This window comes from Pseudodesulfovibrio halophilus DSM 5663 (genome assembly GCF_059568665.1).
The window spans coordinates 414,582-438,642 of record NZ_JCANTV010000010.1 but is presented as its reverse complement, the minus strand read 5'-3'; the positions used below and the strand labels follow the sequence as shown (position 1 = coordinate 438,642).

23 protein-coding genes and 2 tRNA genes are annotated in these 24,061 nt (G+C 58.8%); 8 read left to right on the top strand and 17 right to left on the bottom strand.

The features are described from left to right. Positions 1 to 105 precede the first annotated feature (105 nt). Entirely contained in the window at positions 106 to 618 is a 513-nt protein-coding gene (locus tag BR24_RS08900) for a PEP-CTERM sorting domain-containing protein (RefSeq protein WP_496541145.1), read from the top strand. 101 nt (positions 619 to 719) lie between these two features. On the opposite strand, the gene BR24_RS08895 is transcribed toward BR24_RS08900, so the two are convergent. After that, positions 720 to 811, bottom strand: a tRNA-Ser gene (locus BR24_RS08895). Between the two features lie 126 nt (positions 812 to 937). Between BR24_RS08895 and BR24_RS08890 the strand changes: the two genes are divergently transcribed. Beyond that, on the top strand, positions 938 to 1,372 hold the full coding sequence (locus tag BR24_RS08890; protein ID WP_496541144.1) for a Fur family transcriptional regulator: 435 nt from the start codon (positions 938 to 940) through the stop codon (positions 1,370 to 1,372). A gap of 3 nt (positions 1,373 to 1,375) precedes the next feature. On the opposite strand, the gene BR24_RS08885 is transcribed toward BR24_RS08890, so the two are convergent. The 3 genes from BR24_RS08885 to thiM form a co-directional block, all read right to left on the bottom strand. Next, on the bottom strand, positions 1,376 to 2,380 hold the full coding sequence (locus BR24_RS08885) for a hypothetical protein (RefSeq protein WP_496541143.1): 1,005 nt from the start codon (positions 2,378 to 2,380) through the stop codon (positions 1,376 to 1,378). A gap of 94 nt (positions 2,381 to 2,474) precedes the next feature. Continuing rightward, positions 2,475 to 3,116 carry a thiamine phosphate synthase gene (thiE, locus tag BR24_RS08880; RefSeq protein ID WP_496541142.1) on the bottom strand — a complete coding sequence of 214 codons (642 nt, stop codon included), beginning with the start codon at positions 3,114 to 3,116 and terminating at the stop codon, positions 2,475 to 2,477. Continuing rightward, a complete protein-coding gene (gene thiM / locus BR24_RS08875; protein WP_496541141.1) occupies positions 3,116 to 3,916 on the bottom strand; it encodes a hydroxyethylthiazole kinase in 801 nt (266 codons plus the stop codon). The genes thiE and thiM overlap by 1 nt, the downstream gene beginning before the upstream one ends. A gap of 259 nt (positions 3,917 to 4,175) precedes the next feature. On the opposite strand from thiM, the gene BR24_RS08870 reads away from it, so the two are divergent. Further along, on the top strand, positions 4,176 to 4,943 hold the full coding sequence (locus tag BR24_RS08870; RefSeq protein ID WP_496541140.1) for a hypothetical protein: 768 nt from the start codon (positions 4,176 to 4,178) through the stop codon (positions 4,941 to 4,943). Positions 4,944 to 5,142: 199 nt separating this feature from the next. Here the strand turns inward: BR24_RS08870 and BR24_RS08865 are convergent. After that, positions 5,143 to 5,233: transfer RNA gene (locus BR24_RS08865), tRNA-Ser, on the bottom strand. A gap of 83 nt (positions 5,234 to 5,316) precedes the next feature. Next, the gene (der, locus tag BR24_RS08860) at positions 5,317 to 6,804 is read right to left on the bottom strand and encodes a ribosome biogenesis GTPase Der (RefSeq protein ID WP_496541139.1); all 1,488 of its coding nucleotides are present in this window, start codon (positions 6,802 to 6,804) and stop codon (positions 5,317 to 5,319) included. A gap of 257 nt (positions 6,805 to 7,061) precedes the next feature. On the opposite strand from der, the gene BR24_RS08855 reads away from it, so the two are divergent. Together BR24_RS08855 and BR24_RS08850 are read left to right on the top strand one after the other, a co-directional pair. Next, positions 7,062 to 9,137 carry a thioredoxin domain-containing protein gene (locus BR24_RS08855; protein WP_496541138.1) on the top strand — a complete coding sequence of 692 codons (2,076 nt, stop codon included), beginning with the start codon at positions 7,062 to 7,064 and terminating at the stop codon, positions 9,135 to 9,137. A 160-nt stretch (positions 9,138 to 9,297) separates the two neighbouring features. Next, positions 9,298 to 9,777: a HEPN domain-containing protein gene (locus BR24_RS08850; protein ID WP_496541137.1), complete on the top strand. Its 480-nt coding sequence runs from the start codon at positions 9,298 to 9,300 to the stop codon at positions 9,775 to 9,777. Positions 9,778 to 10,429: 652 nt separating this feature from the next. Here the strand turns inward: BR24_RS08850 and BR24_RS08845 are convergent. From BR24_RS08845 to BR24_RS08795, 11 genes are all read right to left on the bottom strand, one after another. Beyond that, positions 10,430 to 11,137 (bottom strand): amino acid ABC transporter permease, encoded by a 708-nt coding sequence (locus BR24_RS08845; protein WP_496541136.1) that lies wholly within the window; start codon positions 11,135 to 11,137, stop codon positions 10,430 to 10,432. A gap of 72 nt (positions 11,138 to 11,209) precedes the next feature. Continuing rightward, entirely contained in the window at positions 11,210 to 11,962 is a 753-nt protein-coding gene (locus BR24_RS08840; RefSeq protein ID WP_496541135.1) for a basic amino acid ABC transporter substrate-binding protein, read from the bottom strand. Between the two features lie 66 nt (positions 11,963 to 12,028). Then, positions 12,029 to 13,564 carry an ABC transporter ATP-binding protein gene (locus BR24_RS08835; protein WP_496541134.1) on the bottom strand — a complete coding sequence of 512 codons (1,536 nt, stop codon included), beginning with the start codon at positions 13,562 to 13,564 and terminating at the stop codon, positions 12,029 to 12,031. Between the two features lie 3 nt (positions 13,565 to 13,567). After that, positions 13,568 to 14,485 carry an ABC transporter permease gene (locus BR24_RS08830; RefSeq protein WP_496541133.1) on the bottom strand — a complete coding sequence of 306 codons (918 nt, stop codon included), beginning with the start codon at positions 14,483 to 14,485 and terminating at the stop codon, positions 13,568 to 13,570. Positions 14,486 to 14,491: 6 nt separating this feature from the next. Further along, a complete protein-coding gene (locus BR24_RS08825; protein WP_496541132.1) occupies positions 14,492 to 15,571 on the bottom strand; it encodes an ABC transporter permease in 1,080 nt (359 codons plus the stop codon). 18 nt (positions 15,572 to 15,589) lie between these two features. After that, positions 15,590 to 16,726, bottom strand: a complete 1,137-nt coding sequence (locus BR24_RS08820) for a BMP family ABC transporter substrate-binding protein (RefSeq protein ID WP_496541131.1) — start codon at positions 16,724 to 16,726, stop codon at positions 15,590 to 15,592. Positions 16,727 to 16,825: 99 nt separating this feature from the next. After that, positions 16,826 to 17,305, bottom strand: a complete 480-nt coding sequence (gene gpt, locus BR24_RS08815) for a xanthine phosphoribosyltransferase (protein ID WP_496541130.1) — start codon at positions 17,303 to 17,305, stop codon at positions 16,826 to 16,828. A 39-nt stretch (positions 17,306 to 17,344) separates the two neighbouring features. Continuing rightward, positions 17,345 to 18,814 carry a dihydrolipoyl dehydrogenase family protein gene (locus BR24_RS08810; RefSeq protein ID WP_496541129.1) on the bottom strand — a complete coding sequence of 490 codons (1,470 nt, stop codon included), beginning with the start codon at positions 18,812 to 18,814 and terminating at the stop codon, positions 17,345 to 17,347. Positions 18,815 to 18,816: 2 nt separating this feature from the next. Continuing rightward, positions 18,817 to 19,779 carry a glucokinase gene (locus BR24_RS08805; RefSeq protein ID WP_496541128.1) on the bottom strand — a complete coding sequence of 321 codons (963 nt, stop codon included), beginning with the start codon at positions 19,777 to 19,779 and terminating at the stop codon, positions 18,817 to 18,819. A gap of 146 nt (positions 19,780 to 19,925) precedes the next feature. Then, positions 19,926 to 20,822 (bottom strand): motility protein A, encoded by an 897-nt coding sequence (locus tag BR24_RS08800; RefSeq protein ID WP_496541127.1) that lies wholly within the window; start codon positions 20,820 to 20,822, stop codon positions 19,926 to 19,928. 13 nt (positions 20,823 to 20,835) lie between these two features. Then, positions 20,836 to 21,537 carry an OmpA/MotB family protein gene (locus tag BR24_RS08795; protein WP_496541126.1) on the bottom strand — a complete coding sequence of 234 codons (702 nt, stop codon included), beginning with the start codon at positions 21,535 to 21,537 and terminating at the stop codon, positions 20,836 to 20,838. 167 nt (positions 21,538 to 21,704) lie between these two features. Between BR24_RS08795 and BR24_RS08790 the strand changes: the two genes are divergently transcribed. The 3 genes from BR24_RS08790 (at position 21,705) to BR24_RS08780 (ending at position 23,975) form a co-directional block, all read left to right on the top strand. Continuing rightward, positions 21,705 to 22,322: a Maf family protein gene (locus BR24_RS08790; protein WP_496541125.1), complete on the top strand. Its 618-nt coding sequence runs from the start codon at positions 21,705 to 21,707 to the stop codon at positions 22,320 to 22,322. Positions 22,323 to 22,730: 408 nt separating this feature from the next. Beyond that, entirely contained in the window at positions 22,731 to 23,249 is a 519-nt protein-coding gene (locus BR24_RS08785) for a GNAT family N-acetyltransferase (protein WP_496541124.1), read from the top strand. A 168-nt stretch (positions 23,250 to 23,417) separates the two neighbouring features. Further along, positions 23,418 to 23,975: a hypothetical protein gene (locus tag BR24_RS08780; protein ID WP_496541123.1), complete on the top strand. Its 558-nt coding sequence runs from the start codon at positions 23,418 to 23,420 to the stop codon at positions 23,973 to 23,975. Positions 23,976 to 24,061 lie beyond the last annotated feature (86 nt).

Here is a 24,061-nt window from a genome sequence, read left to right as displayed (position 1 = left end):
AGGGCAGGGGGGACCCCCTGCCCTCTGGGCAACCTCAAAAAACCGGTCGGAAATCTCTACACTTAACTGGCCCTAAGATGGGGGGACTTTACAAACACGACACATGTGGAAAACGCTGCGGACTGGTACCTGCAAATCTACACCAAGCCTTTCGAAAACAGTCCCGGCAGCAGTTGGTACGGCTACCGCGTCACTTCCGAGCCCTACTTCTCCATGAACCTCACAGAAACCGCCGGCACTTGGACGCAATGGATAACAGGAGACGCTGGCACGACCAACTCCCTGCGCTTCTTCGATTCCGCGTCCGGATACTTCGGTGGCTACACCGACCCTCTCTGGGCGGATTTTCTCGCCCTCGCAGCCGAGGACGGGGATGGACTCGCCCGCGACAGCCAACTTTTGGCAGATCAGGAGATCCTCTACGTCACGGTTGCCACCGGAAGCCTCTGGGCAGACGGTTTCGAGGGCCTGCTCGACGGCCTGAGTTTCAACATGACCAATCAGGAAACCTTCGGCATCAACTTTGAGGCCGCGCCGGTTCCGGAGCCTTCCAGCATCCTGCTGCTCCTCGCGGGCGGAGGCGCCATGGCGCTTTTCTTCAGAAGACGAATCAACTAACACAATCATGCACAAAGGGGATGCCGAGAGCGGCATCCCCTTTGCTTTTATGCAGGCAGAAAAAAGGGGCGCATCCAAACAATTGGATGCGCCTGAAAAATTGGCGGCGGGGGTAGGATTCGAACCCACGGGCCTCGTGAAAGGCCAACGGTTTTCAAGACCGCCTCCATAAGCCGGACTCGGACACCCCGCCGCTGCAAGGCTCGATATCTTATGCACTTCCATAATTCTGTCAAGCACCCACAAGATGCATTGACATGAAAGTGATTCTTCCCGTATTGAGAAGCATATTCAGCAATTATCAAACCTGCAGAATCGAATGAAAACGCCGCAAGAAGCCTTCACGCAGTACCTCAGTGACGAGAACCTCAAGATGACCCCACAGCGCGGGCTCATCCTCGAGTGCATTCTGGAGCAGACGCAGCACCTTTCCCCCGAGGAAATCTACGACATGGTGCGCAAGCGAGACGGCTCCGTCGGACAAGCGACCGTCTATCGTACGCTCAAACTGCTCGCCGAGGCTGGCATCATCGAGTCTCTGGACTTTGCTGACGGCGTGGCCCGGTATGAAGTGGCCTGGGGCAAAGAGCATCACGACCACCTCATCTGCGAATCCTGCGGCAAGAACATCGAGATCATGGACCCGGTCATCGAAAAACGGCAGGAAGCCATTGCCGAAGAGTACGGGTTCAAGCTCTCTCACCACAAGATGTATCTCTACGGCCTCTGCTCCGACTGCCGGAGAAACCGCTAACCCCTATTTTCCTCGTATTTCCGAAAGCAGGCGCGACAGCGGTGCCACCTCTTCCTTGATGGTGCGCCACGAATAGCCGGACCCCTCTCCGGGGTTCTTCTCAGCCATGGCGGTGAACTGGACTCCCAGCCCGACACTGCCACCCTTTCCCCTGAAACGACTCCGAATCGTGCCAAGCACCGTGAAATAGACAAACTTCTTCGTCTTGGGCTGACGGATGCTGATACGCAGCACCAACGTATAGCCTTCCTTGAGAGGGGGCAGTTCGCCCTGTTTGGGGTTCTCCACAAAGAGCCGTATGCCGCCCGGGGAAATATTGCCTACGCGCAACTGCATCTTGTGCGGGTTGCGCGCACTCTGCGTCAGCGTCTGAATGTCGGGACGGTGCTGCCAGAAGTTCGAGCGCTTCCTGCCGTCCCACGCCTTGATGCGGAACATTTCCTGCCGCGTCACCCGTTGTCGCGTATGCCGCCTGCGGATGGTGAACCGATAACGCACCGGCGACAGCAGCACCAGCTTTCGCAATGTTCCGGCCTTGCGCCCGGCGTAGGCTATATGGCTGACGAATGAGTTGTACTTCTCACCCTTGTAGGAGAACGGCTTGCAAAAACAGATGACCTGATGCCCTTTCAGGTTGCGGGCCGAAGGACGCACCTGAACCAGATCCATCTTCATTCTGCCGGAAAAGACCGTGGCGATACGCGCATGGCACAGCAGACCGCCAACGCCGTTGGAGTCGAGAAAATGCACCTCCAGCATGACGCCCTTTCCGGTGAGGTACTTTTCAATCTCGTTGTGCCGCGGCCCGTGAGCGAGGCGGGAAACGAACGCCATGAGCAGGTAATGCAGATAGTTGCGGTATCGCCACGCAGCAGCGACCAGCACCACCGGCACCACGTATTTGAGGATGGTGAAGAAGACCTCGAACAGGTCATACCGTCCCGAACCGTGCGCAAACGTCTGCTGAACGTCTCGCAGGTAGTCGAGCTGCATCACGGGATCAAACATGGCACTCCTCGCGATGAAAGTCCTGAGGTCTTTTCACGTTACGCTATCTGCACCACTTCGTCACTGCGGACGGGACAGGCCCTCCATGGCGAACTCAACGGGAGCCGCGGGCCTTTTCCACGGCTTGCGCCAGTTCCTCTGCGGCCTTCTGCGGTGAAGGGGCCGAACACAGGGCGGATACGACCGCCACCCCGTCAGCACCGGCGCGAACCGCGTCTCCGGCATTGTGAGCACCGAGAGCACCAATCCCCACAAGAGGATGCCGAGAGCTGGAGCGAACCTTTTTCAGGCCACCCAGCCCCCAGGGCCTGCCGGTGTCGGTTTTCGTGCCCGTGGCGAACACCGGACTCACGCCGAGGTAGTCCACGTCCAGCTTCTCAGCCTCCCACACCTGATCCATAGTCTCCACGGAGAGGCCGATGATCGCATCCGGACCGAGGATTCTCCGCGCCAGCTCATACGGCATGTCGCTCTGCCCTATGTGCACGCCGTCTGCACCGCAGGCCAACGCCACATCTATACGATCATTGATCAGGAGCGGTACTTCACGGGCTGCCAACTCGGTCTTCAGGGCGCATGCCAGCTCGACGAATTCACGAGTACCCGCGTCCTTCTCCCGAAGCTGCACCACACCGGCGCCGCCGGAAACAGCCTGAAGCACGACATCCATCAATTCTCTGCCGTGACACAGGCTGCGGTCGGTGACCAGATAAACACCGTAATCGACCCGGCGCATCAATCCTCGCTCACTTCCATTTCCGCTTCCAGAGTGGAGATGCCGAGGTTGTAGAGTTCATCATAAATGTGCAGCTGCAGGGTTCCGGGGCCATCAGCGCAGTTTGCGGCGCGATTGCCGCAGACGGCCATGACGGTCATTGCGGAAACAGCCGCGTCGAAAGGAGAGTCGGCCACGGCGCAGAAAGCTCCGCAGAGAGCGGTACAGGTACATCCAAGGCCCGTGACGCGAGGCATGAGCGGAGAGCCGCCGCCAATGCGCACCAGACGTTCGCCGTCCGTGACGATGTCTGTCTCGCCGCTGACCACAACAGTGCAACCGTGCGCTCTGGCGAGGTCCCGAGCCGCCTCCTCGGCGGATTCTGCGCCCTGAGTGCTGTCCACGCCCTTTGCCGATCCGGACTGTCCGGCAAGGGTCATGATCTCTGATGCATTACCGCGTATAATCGCAGGGCGGTATTCTTCCAGCATGCCGACGGGAAGCTCGGTCCGAAGTTTGGTGGCTCCGGCGCCGACGGGGTCAAGAACAACAGGGACCCCGTTTGCGTTGGCTGCAGCCCATGCCACGGGCATGGCCTCGGCATAGGTCCGGGCGACGGTGCCCAGATTGATGACCAGCGCGCCGCTGAAAGCCATGAGTTCCTCAACTTCCTCAACCGCGTGGGTCATGATCGGCGAGGCGCCGATGGCCAGCAGTGCGTTGGCCGTGGAATTGGTTACGACATAGTTGGTGATGCTCGTGACCAACGGTGCGGATTCACGAAGTTTTTCCAGATTCTCGCAGATTGTGCTCTTGTTCATTTTGATTTGACCCGTAGTACTTTTGCAATTGAATTCAGAATGATCGTTTACCCCGATTGCCTCCGCAAGGCAACTGGTGCCCGGCTATCACCCGGAGTTCACTACAAGCTACATAGATTTTTACAGCATCCCCGACAGATATCATTGATAAGCGACAAAAAATCACCTAAAGGACAGTCGTTTTTTCGAACCATATAAAGGAAACAGCATGCCCCGCGCACGAAAAACGATCTTTCTCCTCGCACTATTGCTGTCGGCGATGGCGACTGTCAACCACACGGCTCGTGCGCAGAACCACTACCACGCCATTCTTCCTACCTTTGAGGACGGCCGTCACATACTCATGCACGACATCGTGCAGCAGGCATTCGACGCTGCCGGAGAGAGTATCGTCATCACTGCTGCGCCTGAGACACCGCCCAAACGCATGGAGTTGATGCTGGAACAGGGAAAGCTGACAGGCGCATTCCTCCTTCGCACCGCTGAACGGGACCGCAGATTCATTCCGATTCCCGTTGGCGTGGTGGACGGCATGATGGGCCGAAGGCTCCTGCTCGTGCCCAAGAGCCGTCCCGACATGTTTTCAGGTGTGAAGAGCCTGAAGGATTTCAGAAAACTCGGCGCTGTGGCAGGGCTTGGCAAGGGATGGTTCGACTGCGACATATGGTCCCACAATCGGCTCGCAGCATACGAAGTGGCGGACACACGCCTGCTGTATCGGCTTGTGGACGACACATCGCGAAACGTGGATTACTATCCGCGCGGATTGCCGGAAATTCGAAAGGAACTGGAGACACACCGGCAACATGTGACACTCGACCCACACCTCATTCTGGAATACGACCGGGAATTGATACTTTACCTGAGTCCGAGCCATGCCGACAAGCGAGAGGTATTTCACCGCTGCCTTTCCCGCGCGAAGAAAACCGGACAACTCAGGGCTGTCCTTCAGGATCATCTTGGTGAGACCTTTGATCTGATCAAACCGGAAAAGAGGACAGTCATCCGGCTTGAAACGCCTTCTTGAACGCTGCCCCTTCCTCTATCTTCGAGGTACGGCTCCAGCCATGACCACAGAACAGTACCTCAAAAGGATCCGGCCCAGCACGCGGACAGGCGAAAAAAATGAACGCTATCCGAGCCGTCGGAATTGCACCCTGAGTCGCATCACAGACCTGGAAAGACCAAAAAAGGGACCACGCTTTCACGTAGTCCCTTGAAATATGTGGCGGAGAAGGGGGGATTTGAACCCCCGAACGAGTTACCCCGTTACACGCTTAGCAGGCGTGCGCCTTCAGCCAACTCGGCCACTTCTCCGCGTATGGACGCCTCAATGCGTCGAGGCACAAGCATCTACACTTTCCTCCCTTGAGGTGTCAAGGAAAGTGAAGATTTTTATACTACTTTCTTTCCTTTTTTTCCTTGTGGCGGCGACGCAGGGTGGTCTCGGTATCCTTTTCCTGCTTGCGGGTCTTGGCTCCGTAGCGCAGGCCCTTGCCCGGTCCCCGCTTGCCTATGGACGTCATGCCGCGGCGCTTGTCGCCGTCCTTCTTCTCGTGACTGGACCGACAGTACACGCGAACCGGCGCGTGCTTGATGCCGAACAGCTTGCGAAGCTGATTTTCAAGGTACCGCATGTACGATTCCTTGACGATGGTGTGATCGTTGACGAAGAAGACAAAGGTGGGAATCTCTTCGTCCGCCTGCGTGATGTAGTAGAATTTGGGGCGCCGGCGCTTGACCACGGGCGGCTGATGCTGCTGAATGACCGACTCAAGCGCCCTGTTCAGGGCACCGGTGCCGACGCGAACGGCGCACTCGGCCTTCATGCTCTCGGCGAGCGGAAGAATCTTGCCCACGCCAACCTTCTTGAGCGTGGAGGTCATGAACACCGGAACGTGCGGCACGATGCGCAGCTCCTTGCGGAAAAGGTCCATGACATACGTACTCTGCGAACGCTCGATGAGGTCAACCTTGTTCACGGCGACCATGAACGGCACCTTCTCGCGCACGAGAAATTCGATCAGCCGCTTGTCCTGCCGCGAGACGCGGTCGGTACCGTCAATGACCAGCACCGTCACATCGGAACGGCGGGAGTTCTTGAGGGCCCGCAGCACGCTCACATGCTCCAGCTGCTCCGTGATGTTGGTGCGGCGCCGTACTCCGGCCGTGTCGACAAAGGTATACCGCTTGCCCCCCTGCTCGAATGTCACGTCGATGCTGTCGCGCGTCGTCCCGGCCACGTCGCTGACTATGAGCCGCTTTTCGCCGATGATGGCGTTCACCATGGAGGACTTGCCGGCGTTTGGCCTGCCGAGCATGGTGATGCGCACGCCGCGCTCGACGTCGTCTTCCTCCTCATCGGGCAGGCCGAGGTCGAGCACCATTTCCGCAACGCGCTCGCGGGCTTCATTGAGTTTGTACCCGTGGGCGGCCGAAACCGGCAGCATATCCAGACCGAGAGAATAGAAGTCGGCGCACATGGCAGCTTCGACCTCCGATCCGTCGACCTTGTTGATCAGCAGCAGAACAGGCTTGCCGCTCTTGCGGACAAACTCGGCGGCCTGCTCGTCAAGCGGCGTCATGCCCTCCTTGCCGTCCACCACCAGCACGATGGCGTTGGCTTCGAGGATGGCTTCGCGCGCCTGCTCGAAGATCTCGTCCTCGAAATCCTTGGACAGCTCGGGAGTAGCCTCGGATTCCAGCACCATGCCGCCAGTGTCCACGAGACCGAAGCGGACGCCTTTGATCTGGCATTCCTCGAATATGCGGTCGCGCGTAACGCCGGGGAGGTCGTGCGTGATGGCCACCGACCTGCGCAGCAGGCGGTTGAAAAGCGTGCTTTTTCCTACATTAGGCCGTCCGACCAGTGCAACTGTTGCTAGCATGAGAATCCTCGCTTCCCCTGACAGGCGGATGAATACGGCCGTCGGGCCGTTGGGGAGCCTGTGAAATATTGTCTGACGAGGCCGCCGGCCCCGAAATTCGCACCATGTGCGGCGCGCTGTGTAGCTTACTTGCTTTGTCTTGTCGAGTCCAATACATCCGCTCACCCTGTTTCGAACCGATGCAAATGGGCAAACCGCCTTGACTTGCCCGCTGAAACAGGCAGTCTTAAAAGAAAACCCAGCAAGCCGAGGCGATCATGCAATACACCAACGCCCTGATTCACGAAAAGAGCCCCTACCTTCTTCAGCACGCGCACAACCCGGTCGATTGGCTCCCGTGGGGTGATGACGCCTTCGAACGCGCAAGGCGCGAGGACAAGCCGGTTCTGGTCTCCATCGGCTACTCCACCTGCCACTGGTGCCACGTCATGGAGCGGGAGAGCTTCGAGGACGAGGACATCGCCAAACTGCTCAATGACGCCTTCATCTGCGTGAAGGTGGACCGTGAGGAACGCCCGGATGTGGATTCGGTCTACATGACCGTCTGCAACCTTTTGACCGGCTCCGGCGGCTGGCCGCTGAACGTGGTGCTCACTCCGGACAGAAAACCTTTCTTCGCCGCCACGTATATCCCCCCTACCGCACGGGGCGGCAGGCTCGGACTGGACGGACTCGTTCCACGCATAACCGACGCATGGAAAAACGACCGCGAGAAGGTCATGGACGTCTCGGAGAACATCACAGAGAACCTCGTTTCCATCAGCACTCCGGCGCCGTCCTCCGACGGACTCCCTGACGGCCGCCGCCTTGCCCGGTTGGTGCACGGTTCTCTGAGAAACGGGTTCGACAATCAGTACGGCGGGTTCGGGTCAGCGCCCAAGTTCCCTTCTCCGCACAACCTTCTCTTTCTCATGCGCCACGGCCGCATGACAGGCTCGGAGGACCCCTCGTCCATGGCGTTCGAGACACTCGCGGCCATGCGTCGCGGCGGCGTCTGGGACCATGTGGGGTTCGGCTTCCACCGCTACTCCACGGACCGCATGTGGCTGCTCCCACATTTCGAGAAGATGCTCTATGATCAGGCCATGCTCTCACTGGCGTATCTGGAGGCCTATCAGATCAGCGGCAACGAGGAGTTTGCGGAAACGGCAAGGCAAATATTCACCTATGTCATGCGGGACCTGCGCGACCCTTCCGGCGGATTCCACACGGCAGAGGACGCGGACAGCGAAGGCGAGGAAGGCCTCTTTCATACGTGGACGTTCAAGGAAATCGAGGGGATTCTCTCCGACGAGGAAACCGATGCGTTCTGCAAGCACTACAACATCCTGCCGGAAGGAAACTTCCGCGACGAGGCCACCGGAGAGCTGACCGGCAGAAACATTCCCCACGAGAGCGATTCCTCGCCTGTGCCAAGCGAGCTGTTGGAGACTGCGCGCAAGAAGCTCTTCACCGAACGGGAGAAACGCATCAGACCGCACCTTGACGACAAGATCCTCACGGACATGAACGGACTCATGATCGCGGCTCTTGCTCGCGGTGGCAGGGTTCTGGGACAGCCGGAATATACGGCTGCGGCAAAGGAAGCCGCCGATTTCGTGCTCAAAACGCTTTCCGACGGCAACGGCGCACTTCGGCACGGCTATCGCGAGGGCGTCATGAATGCGCCCGGCACCCTCGATGACCACGCCTACATGCTGTGGGGGCTTCTGGAACTTCATGATGCCACGTTCGACAATCGCATGCTCGAACAGGCACTGCTGGTGGCCCGAACGATGATCGACTCCTTCGAGGACGAGGAGCGCGGCGGATTCCATCTGAGTTCCAAGGACTCGGAAACCGTCCTCGTGCGACAGAAGGACAGCTATGACGGTGCGCTCCCCTGCGGCAACTCCGTGGCCGTACACACGCTTTACCGCCTGAGCAGGATGCTGCGGATGCAGGCGCTCAGGGACGCCGCCACACGCTGCGCCACCGCTTTCTCTGGCGTTCTGGAGCAACAGCCTCAGGCTCTCGTCCATATGGTCGGCGCACTGGAGATGATGCAACATGCCGAGACCGACGTCGTCGTGGCTGGCAGGACCGGTTCCGAGGCTACGCGGGAACTTCTGGAGTCCCTCGCCCCGGTGCGTCCCATGTCCACCACAGTGATCTTCGTGCCGGTCGATACGCCGGACCGTCCAACCGCACTCCCTGACCCGATTCCCTACAAGCTGGAACTGGAGGGAATGGGCGCAGACGCCGCAGCATGGGTCTGCATCGACAAATCCTGCCGACGCCCGGTCACATCGCCTGAAGAGCTGCGGGGGCAACTTTCTAAATCGGTGGATTGACGATGAATGAATGAGAAAAAGCGGCATTCTGTAGGAAATTCACAATTTACATTTTACGTTTAGCCTTCTCAGTCTTGGGGGCCTTTTTTGTTCAGTTTTGTTAGGCACAAACTTACTTCTGCGCATTGTACGTTATAGACTTTACTAAAAAGGAGAGGTTGTGAGTGATCAATTAACCAAGAAAGATCGAGCCCTTTTAAATAGCTACGCTAGGGAGTGTTTCAGAGATACAGCGGACGGCGATTACATCGCAGCCCGAACTCTTTATCGCACTAAATGTATTGAACAATTCTTTTGGTATGCCCAACAGTCGTTGGAAAAATATATGAAAGGGATACTTCTATTCAATAAAATTGAATACAAAGATGGGCATGACCTTAGTAAGTTGTATAAGAACATACTTGCCATAAGAATCCAGAGGAAATGTTTTGAATTTCCGGATTGGATCAAAGATTTGATAGACTACTTCAACAGCAATGGAGAAATTGCGGTTCGATACCGGCAAAAGCCACTAAATTGTGGGTTTAAAGGTTCTGACCTCGAAGCACTCGATGCAACAGTTTTCTGGATTAGGCGTTACTGTAAAGCCATAAACGAGGAAAGGTCCAATAAATTGGGCATAGAAAGTAAAAAATCATAAAGGCTGAATTGAAACAATTAAGCCTCAAAAGTATTGATAAGGATTGGACCCAAGGTTTGATCGTGGGAGGGTACCTTGAGAAGGTAATGCGATTGAAAGGAGATAGAAAAAGCCCGCAACGAGAAAACCTTATTTGGAAGAATCTACATTTTGGAAATGGCAAAGTTCGGTCAACTCAAGCAACCTTGCCACATTATGGCATGTCCACTATCCCCCCATTATACAGAAGACCAGAGTCCATAAAGCTGTTAAAAAAGTATATAATGATCCCTAAAGACGTTTGCAGAATTTGTGGTCTCCTTGAAGCAGAAGAAAACCAAAAAAAGAAAAGATAAACTCTTCAACGTGACTTAAAGAAGTTACATTAACACCTTGCCACATTGACTTTTTTCTTAAATCGTGTCATACAATAGTCACCGAATTCTCTCGGTGACAATCTGCATAATCAACACTTCCTGCTCGAAGCGCAGGCACGCAAAAAATCTTCTGATAACAGTGAAAGGGATGCCGAAACGCTTCACGTCCAGTTTAAAGAGCCGTGGCAGCCAGAAAACAAGAAAGCGTGAAGGTCACCTATTTCTATTTTCATTGATGATTCCCAATCAAAGTACGTAGAAACAAGAAAGCCCCCGGAGGACCGGGGGCTTTCGTTTTAACCGAGGTCGACGATCTGCTTGTCGTCGTCTCTTGAGCTGCCTGCGTTCAGCCTTCGCTCCACATAGTCGAGGATCTTGGCGAAGGTGAAGGTGCAGGTGAGGTAGATAAAGCCTGCGCCGAACAGGAACGGCACGAAGGTGTAGTATTTCGCTCCGAGCACCTTGGAGGTGTACATGAGCTCGCCGAACCCGACCACGGACACCAGCGAGGAGTCCTTCAGCAGCACGATGAGTTCGTTGCAGAGTGGCGGAATCATGCGCCGAAACGCTTGCGGCAGGATGACGGAAATCATGGCCTGCCGGTGTGTCAGGCCGGAACAGCGCGCGGCCTCCATCTGACCGCGATCGATGGACAGGATACCTGCACGGATGATTTCTGCCGTATAAGCACCGGAGTTGATTCCCAGAGCCAGCATCCCGAGCCAGAGCGGATCCTGCGGCAGCCTGACGTCGAAAAGCACCATGAAGAGCTGGGGCAGGCCGAAGAAGAAAAAGTAGATCTGCAACAGCATGGGGGTGCCGCGAATGACCTGAATGTAGATGTCCGCGGCGTAGCGCATGAACACGTTGCGGCTGATGCGGCTGGTCCCGGCCAGGGTGCCGAGCACAAGGCCGAGCGAAAGCGCGCCCAGAGTGATCTTCAGCGTGTTCAGCGCACCTTTGAGAAAAAGATCGTAATGTTCGAATACAAGAGAAAAGTCCACGGTTCCCCCGGGCGCTTGGACGCGAAAAGGCCGGAAGGACGAATCCTTCCGGCCGGAGCGTCATGCGCTAGCTTACTTCATCCATTTTTCGACGAGCTTGGCGTGAGTGCCTTCCTCACGAATCTCGGCGAGAGCGGCGTTGAGAGCCTTGACCATCTCGGGGTTGCCCTTGGGCACGATGATGGCGTTGAGCTCTTCGGTCAGCGGCTCCGGAGCAATCACGAAGCCCTGCTTCTTGGCGTATTCTTCCGCAACCGGGATGTCGGCGACGACGGCGTCCACAGCTTCGGTCTTGAGCATCATGAAGGCGACGGACCAGGTTTCCGGCTCCACCACTTCGGCGCCGTCGACCTTGCGGGCGGCTTCCACGCAGGTGGTGCCGAGCTGAGCGGCTACGCGCTTTCCGGCGAGGTCCTTGCCGGCCTTGATGTCGGCGCCCTTGCGGGTCACGATGACCTGACCGGAGCGGTAGTACGGATCAGTGAAGTCAACGCTGCGCTTGCGGTCTTCGGTGATTCCGAAGCCGGAGCAGCCGAGGTCGACCTGGCCCATGGTAACAGCGGAAATGATGGTGTCGAAGCCCATGGTTCTCCACTCGATCTCGATGCCCATCTTGTCGCCGATGGCTTCCATGAGGTCGATGTCGAACCCGACGCGCTTGTCGCCGTCCATGTTTTCGTACGGCGGGTAGTCGGGGCTGTTGCCGACGGTGACCACACCGGCTTCCTTCACGCGCTCCAGCATGCCTTCGGCGTTGGCGGCCGCGACGCCGAGCACCATGACCATGGCCATGACGGCCACCAGCAGTTTGAACATTCTTTTCATGCCTCTCCTCCTTGGTTGAATACTAACCGTTTCCGACCAAAAGCCGAACAAAGTCCGACCCTTGCACTATTCTTCACTCAGGCCAGCCATAAGCGGCCCGATCCTTCCCGGAGTCTTTTCGTCGCCCGTGGGCAACATACCCAGAATTCGGCCTCTATATATGACCGCAACCCTGTCGGCAAGCTGTAATGCTTCGTTCAGGTCACCCGTCACAAGCAGAACCCCTGCCATTTCGCGAACTTCCAGCAACCTTTTCCAGACTTCTTCCGTGGCGGAAACATCAAGCCCCTGCGAAGGCTGCTCCGCCACGATCAATACCGGCTCGCGAAAGAGTTCGCGCGCAAGGACGGTCTTCTGGAGGTTGCCGCCGGAAAGCTGCCAGGCCAGCGCGGTGATCTTCGGCGGCCGGATGTCGAACTTCTTGATGAGGTCCTTGGCCTTGCTGGCGGCCTTCTTCTTGTCCAGCCACGGGCCGAAGGCGAAGCCTTTTCGCGTGGTCAGGAGCAGGTTGTCCACGAGGTTCTGGTTCTTCAGCGTTGCAAGGCCGAGGCGATCTTCGGGGATATAGGAAAGCGAACGCTTCCACGTGGACTCAGCAAAGAACTTGCGCCACGGCTTGCGGTTGATGAAAATGGTGTCGCGGGGAGGTTTTCGCAGGCCGCAGATCGCCTCGATGAGTGCTTTCTGGCCGTTGCCCGCCACACCCACGATGGCCAGCACCTCGCCCTGACGAATGTTGAAATTCACGTCCTCCAGCCCCATGCCGGTGAGGTTGCGCACGTCGAGCACCTCTTCCCCGGGTTCCATGGGTTCACGGTCAATCTCCAGAAGCACTTCCTTACCCACCATGCGGCGGGCCAGATCGGCCTTGGACTCGATGGAGGCAGGGTCGACCACGCCTTCGATGCGGCCGCGACGCAGAATGGCGATCTCGTCCGCCAGCGCGATGACCTCTTCGAGCTTGTGACTGATGAAGACGATGGACTTGCCCTGATCCGCCATCTTCCAGAGCGCCTCGAAAAGGCGGACGGTCTCCTCCGGGGTGAGGACGGCGGTGGGTTCGTCGAAAATGAGAATGCGCGACTCTCGGTACAGGAGCTTGAGAATCTCGACCCGCTGCTTCTCGCCCATGGAGAGATCGCAGATGCGCGCTGCGGGGTTGATGTCCAGCCCGTACTGCTCCGCTATGTCGCGGACGCGCTCCACCATCTCCCTTGGATTCACGAAGAATTTTCCTTCCTGCCCGAGCAGGACGTTCTCCGCAACGGTCATGGATTCAACGAGCATGAAGTGCTGATAGACCATGCCGATCCCGGCATCCAGCGCGTCCTTGGACGAGGAGAAGGAAACGGGCTCTCCGTCGATCTCGATGTATCCCTCGTCAGGCTTGTAGCGGCCCGCGAGCATGCTCATCATGGTGGATTTGCCGGCGCCGTTCTCGCCCAGAAGGGCCTTGATGCGTCCGGCGTGAATGTCGAGATTGATGCTGTCGTTGGCGACCACCTTGCCGAAACGCTTGGTGAGGTTCACCAGCCGCACGGCGGGAGTTTCGCCGAGTTCGGAAAACGGCTTGCGGTCGCGGGACGGATACTTGCTTTCCACGGCCTAGCCCTCGGGTTCGATGTTGGTTCCCAGCGCTGCGGGCGCCTCTGCTCCCCTGCCCCGGAAAGCGGAAAGCACAAGCACGATAATGGTCAGCGCGTAGGGAAGCATGAGCAGAAGCGACGACGGCAGGTTGGTGCCGGATGCCTGAAGCCGGAGCTGAAACGCCATGACACCGCCGAAGAGGTAGGCGCCGATGACGGCGCGACCCGGACGCCAGAACGCAAAGATGACGAGCGCAACCGCGATCCAGCCGCGTCCGCCGGAGAGACCGTTGGTCCAAAGATGCGTGTACGCCAGCGAGAGGTAGCCACCGCCAAGCCCGACGAGGAAGCCGCCGGTGCAGACTGCGAAGTAGCGAAGCAGCATGGGCTTGAGTCCGGCGGCCGCCGCGGCCTGCGGATACTCGCCAGTGGCGGTCACGGCCATGCCGAGGCTCGTGCGCCTGAAGAAGAACCAGAAAATGAACGGAACGATGAACGACACGTAGACCAGCGCGTCCTGCTTGAAGAAGATGTCCCCGATATAGGGGATGGAAGACAGCACAGGGAACGCGAACTTGGAGAACCCGGGCGCGGACTGCCCGATGTAGGGCGTGCCGAGGAATTTGGTCAGCCCAAGGCCGAAGATGGTCAGGGCGAGGCCGGAAACGACCTGATTGCCCAAAAAGCTGATGCACACCACGGCGTGCAACAGAGCCATGAAAGCTCCTGCAGCGCCGCCCGCGAAAAAACCGAGCCAAGGGGATCCGGTCATGTAGGTGGTCAGGAACGCGGCGAGCGCGGCTACGCTCAGCATGCCTTCCACGCCCAGATTGAGGATGCCGCCCTTCTCGGTAAACATCTCGCCAAGCGTGGCGTAGAGCACGGGCGTTCCGGACTGCACGGTGGCGGCCAACAGGGGAATGATCAGTTCGGTCATATCTGTCTATGCCTCCTGTGCGGAGTCGGACACCCGCTCCAGACTGTAGCTCAGGAAAAACTGTCCGGCGAGAACGGAGAGCAGGATGACGCCCTCCATGATTTCACCAAAGGCCGCGGGAATCTGCATCTGAAGCTGCATGTTCTCGACCCCGACGCGAAGCGCGGCCAGAAGCAGCGAAGCGAAAGCGATGTTGCGCGGCTCAAGACGCGCGAGCCAGGCAACGACGATGGCGGTGTACCCGTAGCCGACCATGAGGCTCGGCTGAAGCCTGCCGAGGATGGCGGAAGTCTCGATGCACCCGGCCCACCCGGCCAGTCCGCCGGAGACGCACATGACAAAGATGACGAGAAAGCCGTAGGGCATCCCGGCATAGCGGGCAACGCGCGGGCCTTCTCCGCTCGCCTTGAGCTCGAAGCCCATGCGGGTGAAACGCATGAAGGCCCACAGCAGAACGCCGACAATGGCGCAGAAAACGATGCCCCAGTGGTAACGGGTCCCGGCGATTCCGGCGATCACGCCGCCTGCTGAAAATTCCGCTGTCATGGGGAAGCCGAAGCTCGACGGGTCGCGCCACACGCCGAACACGAGATACTCGAGCAGCAGGATGGCGATGTAGTTGAGCATCAGGGTGGAGATAATTTCGTTGACGTGCAGCTTGAGGCGCAGAAAGGCCGGGATGAAGGCCCAGAACGCCCCGAACAGAAAGGCCATGAAGAACATGAGCGGCAGCTGGCCGTACCACGGCATGTCGGGAAAGCTCAGGGCCATCCACGTCGCGCCGATGGCGCCGAGGGCGAACTGCCCTTCGGCCCCGATGTTCCATATCTGCATGCGGAACGCCACGGCTACGCCGAGCGAACACATGAAAATCGGCACCGCCTTCAGGAAGGTCCCCTGAAAGGCGTAGGCGCTTCCGAAAGCGCCGCTCCATAGAATACTGAGGCCTTCCAAAGCGTTCTGACCCTGTCCCTCCAGCAGCAGTGCACTGATAAGGAAGGAAAAGAGCAGGGCGCCCACGAGGATTACCGGGGCGCCCCACTTCCAGGGTTCATCGCGCTTTTTCAGCTTGAGTCCAAGCGTCATAAGCGTACTTGATGGTCGTTATTCGGTGTTGCCGATAACGCCTTCGACGAAGTAGTTCATGCCCAGGAGCTGGCCGTCATCGGCCTTTTCACCCTCGGGGATGACCACTTCGCCCTTCTGGTTTTTGATGGGGCCGGTGAAGACGATGTCCTTGCCGCCTTCGAGTTCGGCTTTCTTTTCTTCAACAAGTTTCTTGACGTCGGCGGGGACCATTTCGCCCATGGGAGCGATGTCCACGACGCCCTTTTCCATGCCCCACCACAGGGACTGGTTGCCTTCCCAGGTGCCTTCCTGAACCTTCTTGACGGTCTCCTTGTAGACGGGAGCCCAGTTCCAGACGGCCGCGGTCAGGTGCGCCTTGGGAGCGAAGGCGGACATGTCGGAGTTGTATCCCACGGAGTACTTGCCGCGTTCCTGTGCGGCTTCCTGCGGGCCGGGCGAGTCCTGATGCTGGGCGATGACGTCGCAACCCACGTCCAGCAGGGAGATGGCGGCGTCCTTTTCGAGCGCCGGGTCGTACCAGGTCTTGGTCCAGACCACCCGGACCTGCGCCTCGGGGTTGGCCTCGCGTACGCCGAGGGTGAAGGCGTTGATGCCGCGGATGACTTCCGGAATGGGGAATGCGGCAACGTAACCGATCTTGTTTCCTTCGGTCATGGAACCGGCGACGAGGCCGGTGAGGTAGCGGGCCTGATACATGCGGCCGAAGTAGTTGCTCATGTTCTCGGCCTTCTTGAAGCCGGAGCAGTGCATGAAGGCGACGTCGGGGAATTCCTTGGCAACGCGCTTGGTCGGGTCCATGTAGCCGAAGCTGGTGGTGAAGACCAGGTCGAAACCGTTGTTGGCCATGTTGCGGATGACGCGCTCGGAGTCGGCGCCTTCCATGACGGACTCGACGAAGGATGTCTTCACGCCCGGCATCTCGGCCACGGCCTTGCGGCCCAGGTCGTGAGCGTAGGAGTAGCCTGCGTCACCCACGGGGGAGACGTAGACGAAACCGACCTTGAGCTGGTCTTCCTTCTCTGCCGAAGCGGCCTTTTCAGCCTTCTCGGCGGGCTTTTCCTCGGCCTTCTGCTCACCGCCGGAGCAGGCGGCAAGAGCCAGCAGCATCACCGCACAGGCGGCAACGGCAAAGAACCTCGCGAAACGTTTCATGGAACCCCTCCATTTGAAATTGTATACTGGCAATAGCCCAGCAACCGGATTTGCGCAATGCATCAACCCGCGCCGCCGGGACTTTCATCCCGCAACTGATTAGTCGAGCGTCACGATGGGCTGTATGAACTGAGGCTGGGAATCCCACGGAAACAGAATCCATGTATCCTGGCTGACTTCCGTGATAAAAGTCTCGACCAGCGGACGCCCTTCGGGCTTTGCGTAGACGGTGGCGAAGTGCGCGTTGGGCACCATGTCCCGGGCGATCTTCGCGGTCTTTCCGGTATCCACCAGATCGTCGATCAGCAGCCACCCTTCCCCGTCGTTCTCGACATTCTTTATGATACTGGCCTCGCCCTGGCTCTGCCAGTCGTAGCTGGCGAGACAGATGGTGTCCACGAGCCTGATATCCAACTCGCGAGCGATGATGGCGGCTGGCACGAGGCCCCCGCGCGTGATGGCGATGATGCCCTTCCAGGGGCCGTGTTCCACGAGACGCCACGACAAGGCTCGGCAATCCCGGTGCAACTGCTCCCATGAAACCGGGAACATCTTCTTGTATCTCTCGCTGTTGGGCACGCTCGTTCTCCCCCGTATGATTATCGGAAAGGGGGGTTATTATTCTTTTTTGCTCCGATTATCAAGAGCGCAGGCGCGCCCCTTGTAGTCAAATATGAAATGCAGGGTTTTGCGCACGGTTTCGGAAAAAAGTTTCTCCGAAAGAACACTGCCGCCGACCCGCTTGGTGATCTCGGTCAGCGTGGGATACGGGTGCACCGCTCCGGCCAGATCGGTCAGTCCCACCTTGCCGTTGAGCGCGGCCACCCACTCCCCGGAAAGCTCCCCTGCATGCGCGCCGCAGATCTGCACGCCGATCGGTCTGTCCTTCCTGTCCAGCAGGAGCTTGAGGCACCCCTCCTCCTCTCCTTCGGCAAGAGCGCGGTCATTGCCCGAGAACCACTCGCGTCGCACCGAGTATTCCACCCCGGCGGCCTTGGCCTGCGCCTCGTTCATGCCGACGGAGGCAAGCTCCGGGTCGGTGTAGGTGCAGTGCGGCAGCCATGTGTAATCCGCCTTGCGCGGCAGCCTGAAGACAGCGTTGGAGATGACGATGCCCCCTTCATATCCGGCAGCGTGGGTGAACTGGTGCCTGCCGGTAACGTCCCCCGCCGCATAGATGTGCTTCACGCCGGTACGCATGCGGTCATCCACCAGAATGCCTTTGCGGTCGACTTCGACCCCGAGCTGCTCCAACCCCATCCCGTCAATGTTCGGCTTGCGTCCGAGGGCTACAAGCAGCCGCTCCGAGCGCACGGAAAATTCGTTTTCTCCCTGAGCATACTCAACCTCGAAGCCATCGTCGCCATGCCGAACTTCTTTCAGGGAAGTCCCAAGCTCGAAGCGCACCCCGTCGCGCTCCATGGATTCCCGAACAAAGGTCGCCATGTCCGGGTCCTCGTTGGTAAGGATTCTGTCACTGCGCTGAATGACGGTGACATGCGACCCGAGCCGGGCAAAGGCCTGGGCCATCTCGCAGGCGATGGGGCCGCCACCGAGCACGGTCAGCGATGCGGGGAGTTCCCGAAGTGAAAAAATATCCTTGTTTGTCCAGTACGGCACTCCGTCCAGCCCCGGGACGGGAGGAGCCGAGGGCGAAGAGCCGGTGGCGATCACCCACTTGTCAGCCGTAACGGGGCCTTTCCCGTATTCGACGGTGTGCTCGTCCCGAAAGCGTGCTTCGCCGTATTCTATCCTTGCACCGAGCGAGCAGAACCGTTCCTCTGAATCATGCTCCTGAATACGGTCTATGACGGAACGGATGCGTTCCGAGACCGAGCGCATGTCCACAGCTTGCGGCGTCACCTCGGGCAGGCCCCAGCGTCGGGCGTTTTTCATTTGATGATAGACCTTGGCTGTCTTGATGAGTGTCTTGCTGGGTACACAGCCGTAGTGAAGACAGTCTCCACCGAGCTTTTCCTCGCGTTCTACAAGCAGGACCTTCACCCCGAGCTGCGCCGCTCCGGAGGCTACGGTGAGACCGGCTGCCCCGCCGCCGATGATGCCGATATCGTAATCGCGTTTCGCCATGTCTAGTCTCCGTTTTGCAGATAATGAAACGCAGCCTGAGCCGCGCCGTGCAGACCTGCGTATGAATCCACGTTCAGACGCACCCGAACGGCCCGCATGTATCCGGTGTAATCATCCCGGCCGAAGAAACTCTCCTGAAATGGAACGGAACGCACCAGCTCAGGGCTATGCGCCGCCACTCCCCCGCACACGACCAGCCCGGCCGTGGCGTTGCATGAAAGCACCCAGTTGCGGCAGGCGCGTCCATAAAACTTGGAAAACGTCTCGGCCACAGGACCGTTCGGGTCCAACCGCTCCCCGGCCTGCTGCGGCGTGACGCTCTCTCCCGTCAAAAATTCGTGCAGCAACGCCAGCCCGCTCCCGCTCACCATGTCGTCCCCGACGCTGGGGCACCGCCCGCCGCGCCGTCTGACAAACTCGGAAAACCAGAGCTCCTCTTCGTCCAACAACGGAAACACCGCATGTCCCGCTTCGGAAAGCATGGGGACCCACTCTTCGCAACACCGCACGACGGCGGCGTGCCCCAGCCCGGTGCCCGCGCCGATGACCGCGAGCGTCCCCTCGGGGTCCGGATCCCCCGCGTGGATACATTCAGCTCCTTCTACCGACGGCGTCATGCAGGCCCTCGCCTGCGCCTCAAAGTCGTTTATCAGGCGGCAGCGCCCCGACCACGCTCCGGCATCTTCTTCGTCGGCATCCCACGGAAGGTTCGGTAGCGCTGCCCTGCCGCCTCGCACGGGACCAGGGACGGCGAACACGGCTGCATCCACCGCATCCGGCCCTGTTGGAAAACCCATGTCCGCGGCCCTGCTCAACAGGTCGGGAAAGGAAGCCGCCTCTTCCACCGGCATCCGCTCCGCCCGGACCAGTTCGAATCTGTCCGAGTCACCGCTGAAGAGGCCGAAGCGGGCGGACGTCCCCCCGACATCGGCAACGAAAACCTTTACGGAAGTAGTATTCTGCATGAAAAACCCGACTAGCATATCCGGGCAAAAAGCGAAACTTCCGATCAATACTGATATGATGCCCCTTCAAGGCAAAAGAAAACGGCCCGCCGGTAAAACGGCGGGCCGCAATGTTCGCTTTATTGCATTGAGCCTGCCCCCGGAAGCTAGACAGCCTCGGCCAGCGGCTCGGCGTTATCCGCTCCCTTGCGGGAGGTGGACTCTTCCGTCTCCGTCTTCTCTGCCTCTGCCGCTTCTTTCTTGCGGCGCTGGATGTACTTTCGAGTGATGCCGCGCAGGACCTCCACGTTGCCGCTGCGCTCTTCGGGCGGCAGGAACGATGCGAGCTTGCGTTCGAGCTTGTAGGGGTTCTGTTCCTTGGCGATGGCCACCACGCCTTCGAGGATGAGCTTCTGGTTGAGCAGTTCATTGCGCGTTGCGTCATTGATCCTGTCAGCCACCGGAGCGAAAAGCAGGTTGCCGATGACCAGCCCGTACAGGGTGGAGATCAGCGCGACGGGGATGTGCGTCAAAATGGCGGCGGTATCATTGAGGCCCATGAGCATTCCCACAAGGCCGATGACGCTCCCCGCGACGCCGAAGGCAGGAGCGAGCCGCGCCATGGTCCGGAACACCCGCTCGCAGCGCTCCTGACGCAGCTTGAAGAAGTGCATCTCCGCACTCAGGCAGTCGCGCATTTCCTCTTCGGAATAGTTGTCCACGAGAAGGATCAGGCCGCTCTTGAGAAACGAGCTTGTGGCCTCGTGCTCCTTCTTTTCCAGCGAGAGCAGGCCGTCAATCTTGCTCTTGACGGAGAGGTCCAGCAGCGTCCTGACGATTTCACCGTGCGTGGCCGAATCTGCGGAATAGGACCGCGCCGCGGCGGAGAACGCCTCCCGCAGACGTGAAAGCGGGTTGCCGAGCAACATCGCCGCCGCCACTCCGGAGCTCACCACCATGAAGGCGGCAAGATTCAGATAGACTGTCGCACTGCCCGAAAGCAGAAAACTTCCGAGGAAGACGAGCAGGCACACGCCGGTAATCAATGCGCTTTTCATGTTCATGATCTCATTCTCCCTATCTCGTCATCATTATGATTTCCACGCGGCGATTCAGGTCCGCGCTCTCTTCAAGATATGTTGGCACGTCCGGAGAGTATGCTCCGCGCCCGGTCACGGCGATTCGTTCGGGGCGCATGCCGTAACGTCCGACCAGCCGATTCGCAACGGACTCCGCCCTTCCGGCGGAGAGGCTGAATCCGCTCGCCCCTTCCAGCTCCGTGGCATCGGCGTAGCCCACGACCATGGCGTTGCCCTGCGTTGTGCGCAAAATGCCGCCGATCTCGTCGAGGTACTCATCCGCCCCGCTCAGAAGCGACTCCCCGCCGGGAGCGAAGAAAATGTCCCCGCGCATGATCACGCGCAGGGAATCCCCTTCGCGCAGCACCGTCACCGCATTGTCGCGGGCCTTGTAAACGATCTCGCCCTGATAGCCTGCGGGACCGTTCACCGAGTTGGACGAATCGGCGAGCCCGCTCAGGTTGCCGATGAGGCCGAGCAGCGGGTCGATGGAGGTGGTATCACGCGCTCGCTCCGCCGTATCGGGGCTGAAGAGGACCTTGAGGTCCGCCTTGTTGCCCGCATAGACGAAGAGCACGGTGAAAAGGACGAACATGACCATCATCAAATCCGCCCAGGACGTGGCCCAGTCCCCGTTTTGCTCCTGCACGGCGGAAGCCTCGAGGGGATCGGCTTTCATGTCGGAGAAATATTCCTGCATCTGTCCTCCGCTGGTTTTCATCTGCTTGCTAGCAATTACTCTGCCAACGACTCAATACTCTGAAATATTGATAAATATTAAGAAACGAAAAAGGACTATCATTTTTCGCGGCGGAATTCCGACGGCCTCGCATTGACTCCGGGACCGTTTCCGGTCATGAAGCGCGCATGGAAAACAATCAGCAGCACCCCGGCCCGTTCAAGGCGAAAAAGACGATCACGCTCGGCTCCGCATCTCCCAGACGACGCGAACTGCTCGAAAATCTGGGCATCGAATTCTCGGTTGCCCCCAGCGAAGCAGACGAACCCCGCCCCGAGACCGGAGAATCCCCTGCCGCCTATGCGGTTCGCATGGCTGAGACCAAGGCGCGAGAGGTGGCCGGACGACATTTGGATTCCATCGTGGTCGGCTCGGACACGGTGGTGGCTCTGGAAGACCAGATAATGGGCAAACCGGCTGACGACGCCGACGCCCTGCGCATGCTCACGGCGCTGTCCGGGCAGACACATCAGGTGGTAACCGGCGTCGCCGTCCTTTTTCCTGACCGGGAGCCGGTGACATTCGCTGCGGAGACGGAAGTCTGCATGCGCGAGTCCTCCCGTGAGGAGCTTCTCTCCTACATCGCCACGGGCGAACCCGCGGACAAGGCCGGAGCATACGCCATTCAGGGCATCGGGACCTTTCTGGTGACCGAGATTTCCGGTTCGTACACCAACGTCGTGGGCTTGCCTTTGGCAGAACTGCTGGAGACGTTGCTGGAGTATGATATCATTCAGTCCGGATAGGCCGACCCCATATTCATCATTGCGCGTGAACCGCTCGCTTCAGCCCGCTCAAGATAGCACAGGGAGAAATGCAGAATGCCAAAAGAGCCCGCCTGTCACTCTCCGGACACCGGGAGTGATTCCCGCACTCGTGATGCTTCCATGAAAAAACCCGGCAATAAGAATAACGATTGGAAATATGAACTTTCAGCCCTCACGGGATTTAGTCTTTCCGGTGTGTTCTTCATCATTTCCAGCCTAAAAAACGGCGACAGCCTCTCCCTGATTGGCAGTGTCGTCTGGGTCGTAGCCTGTCTGTTCTGGATGCTCCCTTACAGAAAACATTTTTCGAAAGAGTCATGCGACCATACAACACTCCAGACGCACCCACTTGAAAGAGGCTCTCCTCCGAAACCACACGTGAGCCGGATGACCATTCGTACAGTTCGCCCCGATGATCTTAATGCCTGCCTTGCCGTCGAACAGGCCTGCTTTCCTCCGGACGAGGCCGCCGACGCAGAAGGGATTCGCACCCGCATCGAACGCTTCCCCCAAGGGTTTCTCGTTGCGGAATGGGACGGAATGATAGTCGGGCAGGTCAACAGCGGCGCCACCCACAAGGAAGACATCACCGATGAAGCATTCAAAAAACTTGTGGGCCACAACGACGATGGAAAAAACGTTGTCATCTTCAGCCTGAGCGTACTGCCGGAATATCAAGGCAGGGGCATCGCCGCCTCTCTCATGCGCGAATTCATCGCCGCGGCAGCCAGACAGTCACGGCAGGCCATCCTGCTGCTGTGCAAGCACGACCTCGTTTCCTTTTATGAGCGGCTCGGCTTTCACAACAGGGGCCTGTCCTCCAGCACGCACGGCGGAGCCCGCTGGCACGAAATGGCGCTGCCGGTCCGGTCAGGTTCCACCGCTTCCGATGCAAGGAACACTTGACGCCGGGCAGACAAATTGTGTTAATCCTCAGGACAATGCGAATTCGGAGCGACCGGTTCAACGAAATACGCCGGTCCCTTCATCGAACCCAAAGGCTGGCAGGACGTTCTCCCGCACAGGAAAGCGGAACACGTCCAGGTTCATATAAACCTCGACAAGGAGCATGACGTGGCAGATCCCAAGGAATATACCCTGTTCAGCGGCGGTGCCAACGGCGCGGAAGCCTTTTTCGGCGAAATGGCGGAACAGTACGGCCTGAACGAGGTCAACTTCACTTTCGACGGGCACTCCCCTGCCCGTACGCGCGGACTGCGCCCGCTCACCCCGGAAGAGCTCGCACGCAAGGACGTCAGCCTGCACTACGTCTCCAATCTGCTGCATCGCAAATTCACCAACGCAAAGCTGATGCGCTCTGTGCTTCAGACCATCATGTATCAGGTGGACAGCAGCCACGAAGTCTTCGTCGTCGGCACCCTGCGCGAGGATGGCACCATCAAGGGCGGCACCGGCTGGGGCGCCGAGTTCGCCAAGATCTGCAACAAACCCCTCTACGCCTTCGGCCAGATTCGCGACGGCTGGTTCAGCTGGAACCATGACAAGGGGGAATGGGATGAATGCGCCGAGCCAGTCATCGGCCACCGCCACTTCTGCGGCACCGGAACCCGCTTCCTCGAAGAAAACGGCCGCAAAGCCATCGAAAATCTCTTCAAACGCACCTTCGGCTAGACAGCCCGAACAGAATCTTCACGCCCCGGTCACGATTCGTCGCGACCGGGGCGTTCTCGTTGGTTGCATCACCAGAAAATTGCGCT

Bases quoted from the DNA above. Each gene is read 5' to 3' on its own strand.
- BR24_RS08810 (WP_496541129.1), bottom strand. From the start codon at position 18,814: ATGGCGAAACGCGATTACGATATCGGCATCATCGGCGGCGGGGCAGCC.
- BR24_RS08855 (WP_496541138.1), top strand. From the start codon at position 7,062: ATGCAATACACCAACGCCCTGATTCACGAAAAGAGCCCCTACCTTCTT.
- BR24_RS08805 (WP_496541128.1), bottom strand. From the start codon at position 19,779: ATGCAGAATACTACTTCCGTAAAGGTTTTCGTTGCCGATGTCGGGGGG.
- BR24_RS08825 (WP_496541132.1), bottom strand. From the start codon at position 15,571: ATGACGCTTGGACTCAAGCTGAAAAAGCGCGATGAACCCTGGAAGTGG.
- BR24_RS08820 (WP_496541131.1), bottom strand. From the start codon at position 16,726: ATGAAACGTTTCGCGAGGTTCTTTGCCGTTGCCGCCTGTGCGGTGATG.
- thiM (WP_496541141.1), bottom strand. From the start codon at position 3,916: ATGAACAAGAGCACAATCTGCGAGAATCTGGAAAAACTTCGTGAATCC.
- BR24_RS08890 (WP_496541144.1), top strand. From the start codon at position 938: ATGAAAACGCCGCAAGAAGCCTTCACGCAGTACCTCAGTGACGAGAAC.
- der (WP_496541139.1), bottom strand. From the start codon at position 6,804: ATGCTAGCAACAGTTGCACTGGTCGGACGGCCTAATGTAGGAAAAAGC.
- BR24_RS08840 (WP_496541135.1), bottom strand. From the start codon at position 11,962: ATGAAAAGAATGTTCAAACTGCTGGTGGCCGTCATGGCCATGGTCATG.
- BR24_RS08785 (WP_496541124.1), top strand. From the start codon at position 22,731: ATGACCATTCGTACAGTTCGCCCCGATGATCTTAATGCCTGCCTTGCC.
- BR24_RS08870 (WP_496541140.1), top strand. From the start codon at position 4,176: ATGGCGACTGTCAACCACACGGCTCGTGCGCAGAACCACTACCACGCC.
- thiE (WP_496541142.1), bottom strand. From the start codon at position 3,116: ATGCGCCGGGTCGATTACGGTGTTTATCTGGTCACCGACCGCAGCCTG.
- BR24_RS08885 (WP_496541143.1), bottom strand. From the start codon at position 2,380: ATGTTTGATCCCGTGATGCAGCTCGACTACCTGCGAGACGTTCAGCAG.
- BR24_RS08800 (WP_496541127.1), bottom strand. From the start codon at position 20,822: ATGAACATGAAAAGCGCATTGATTACCGGCGTGTGCCTGCTCGTCTTC.
- BR24_RS08795 (WP_496541126.1), bottom strand. From the start codon at position 21,537: ATGCAGGAATATTTCTCCGACATGAAAGCCGATCCCCTCGAGGCTTCC.
- BR24_RS08830 (WP_496541133.1), bottom strand. From the start codon at position 14,485: ATGACCGAACTGATCATTCCCCTGTTGGCCGCCACCGTGCAGTCCGGA.
- BR24_RS08790 (WP_496541125.1), top strand. From the start codon at position 21,705: ATGGAAAACAATCAGCAGCACCCCGGCCCGTTCAAGGCGAAAAAGACG.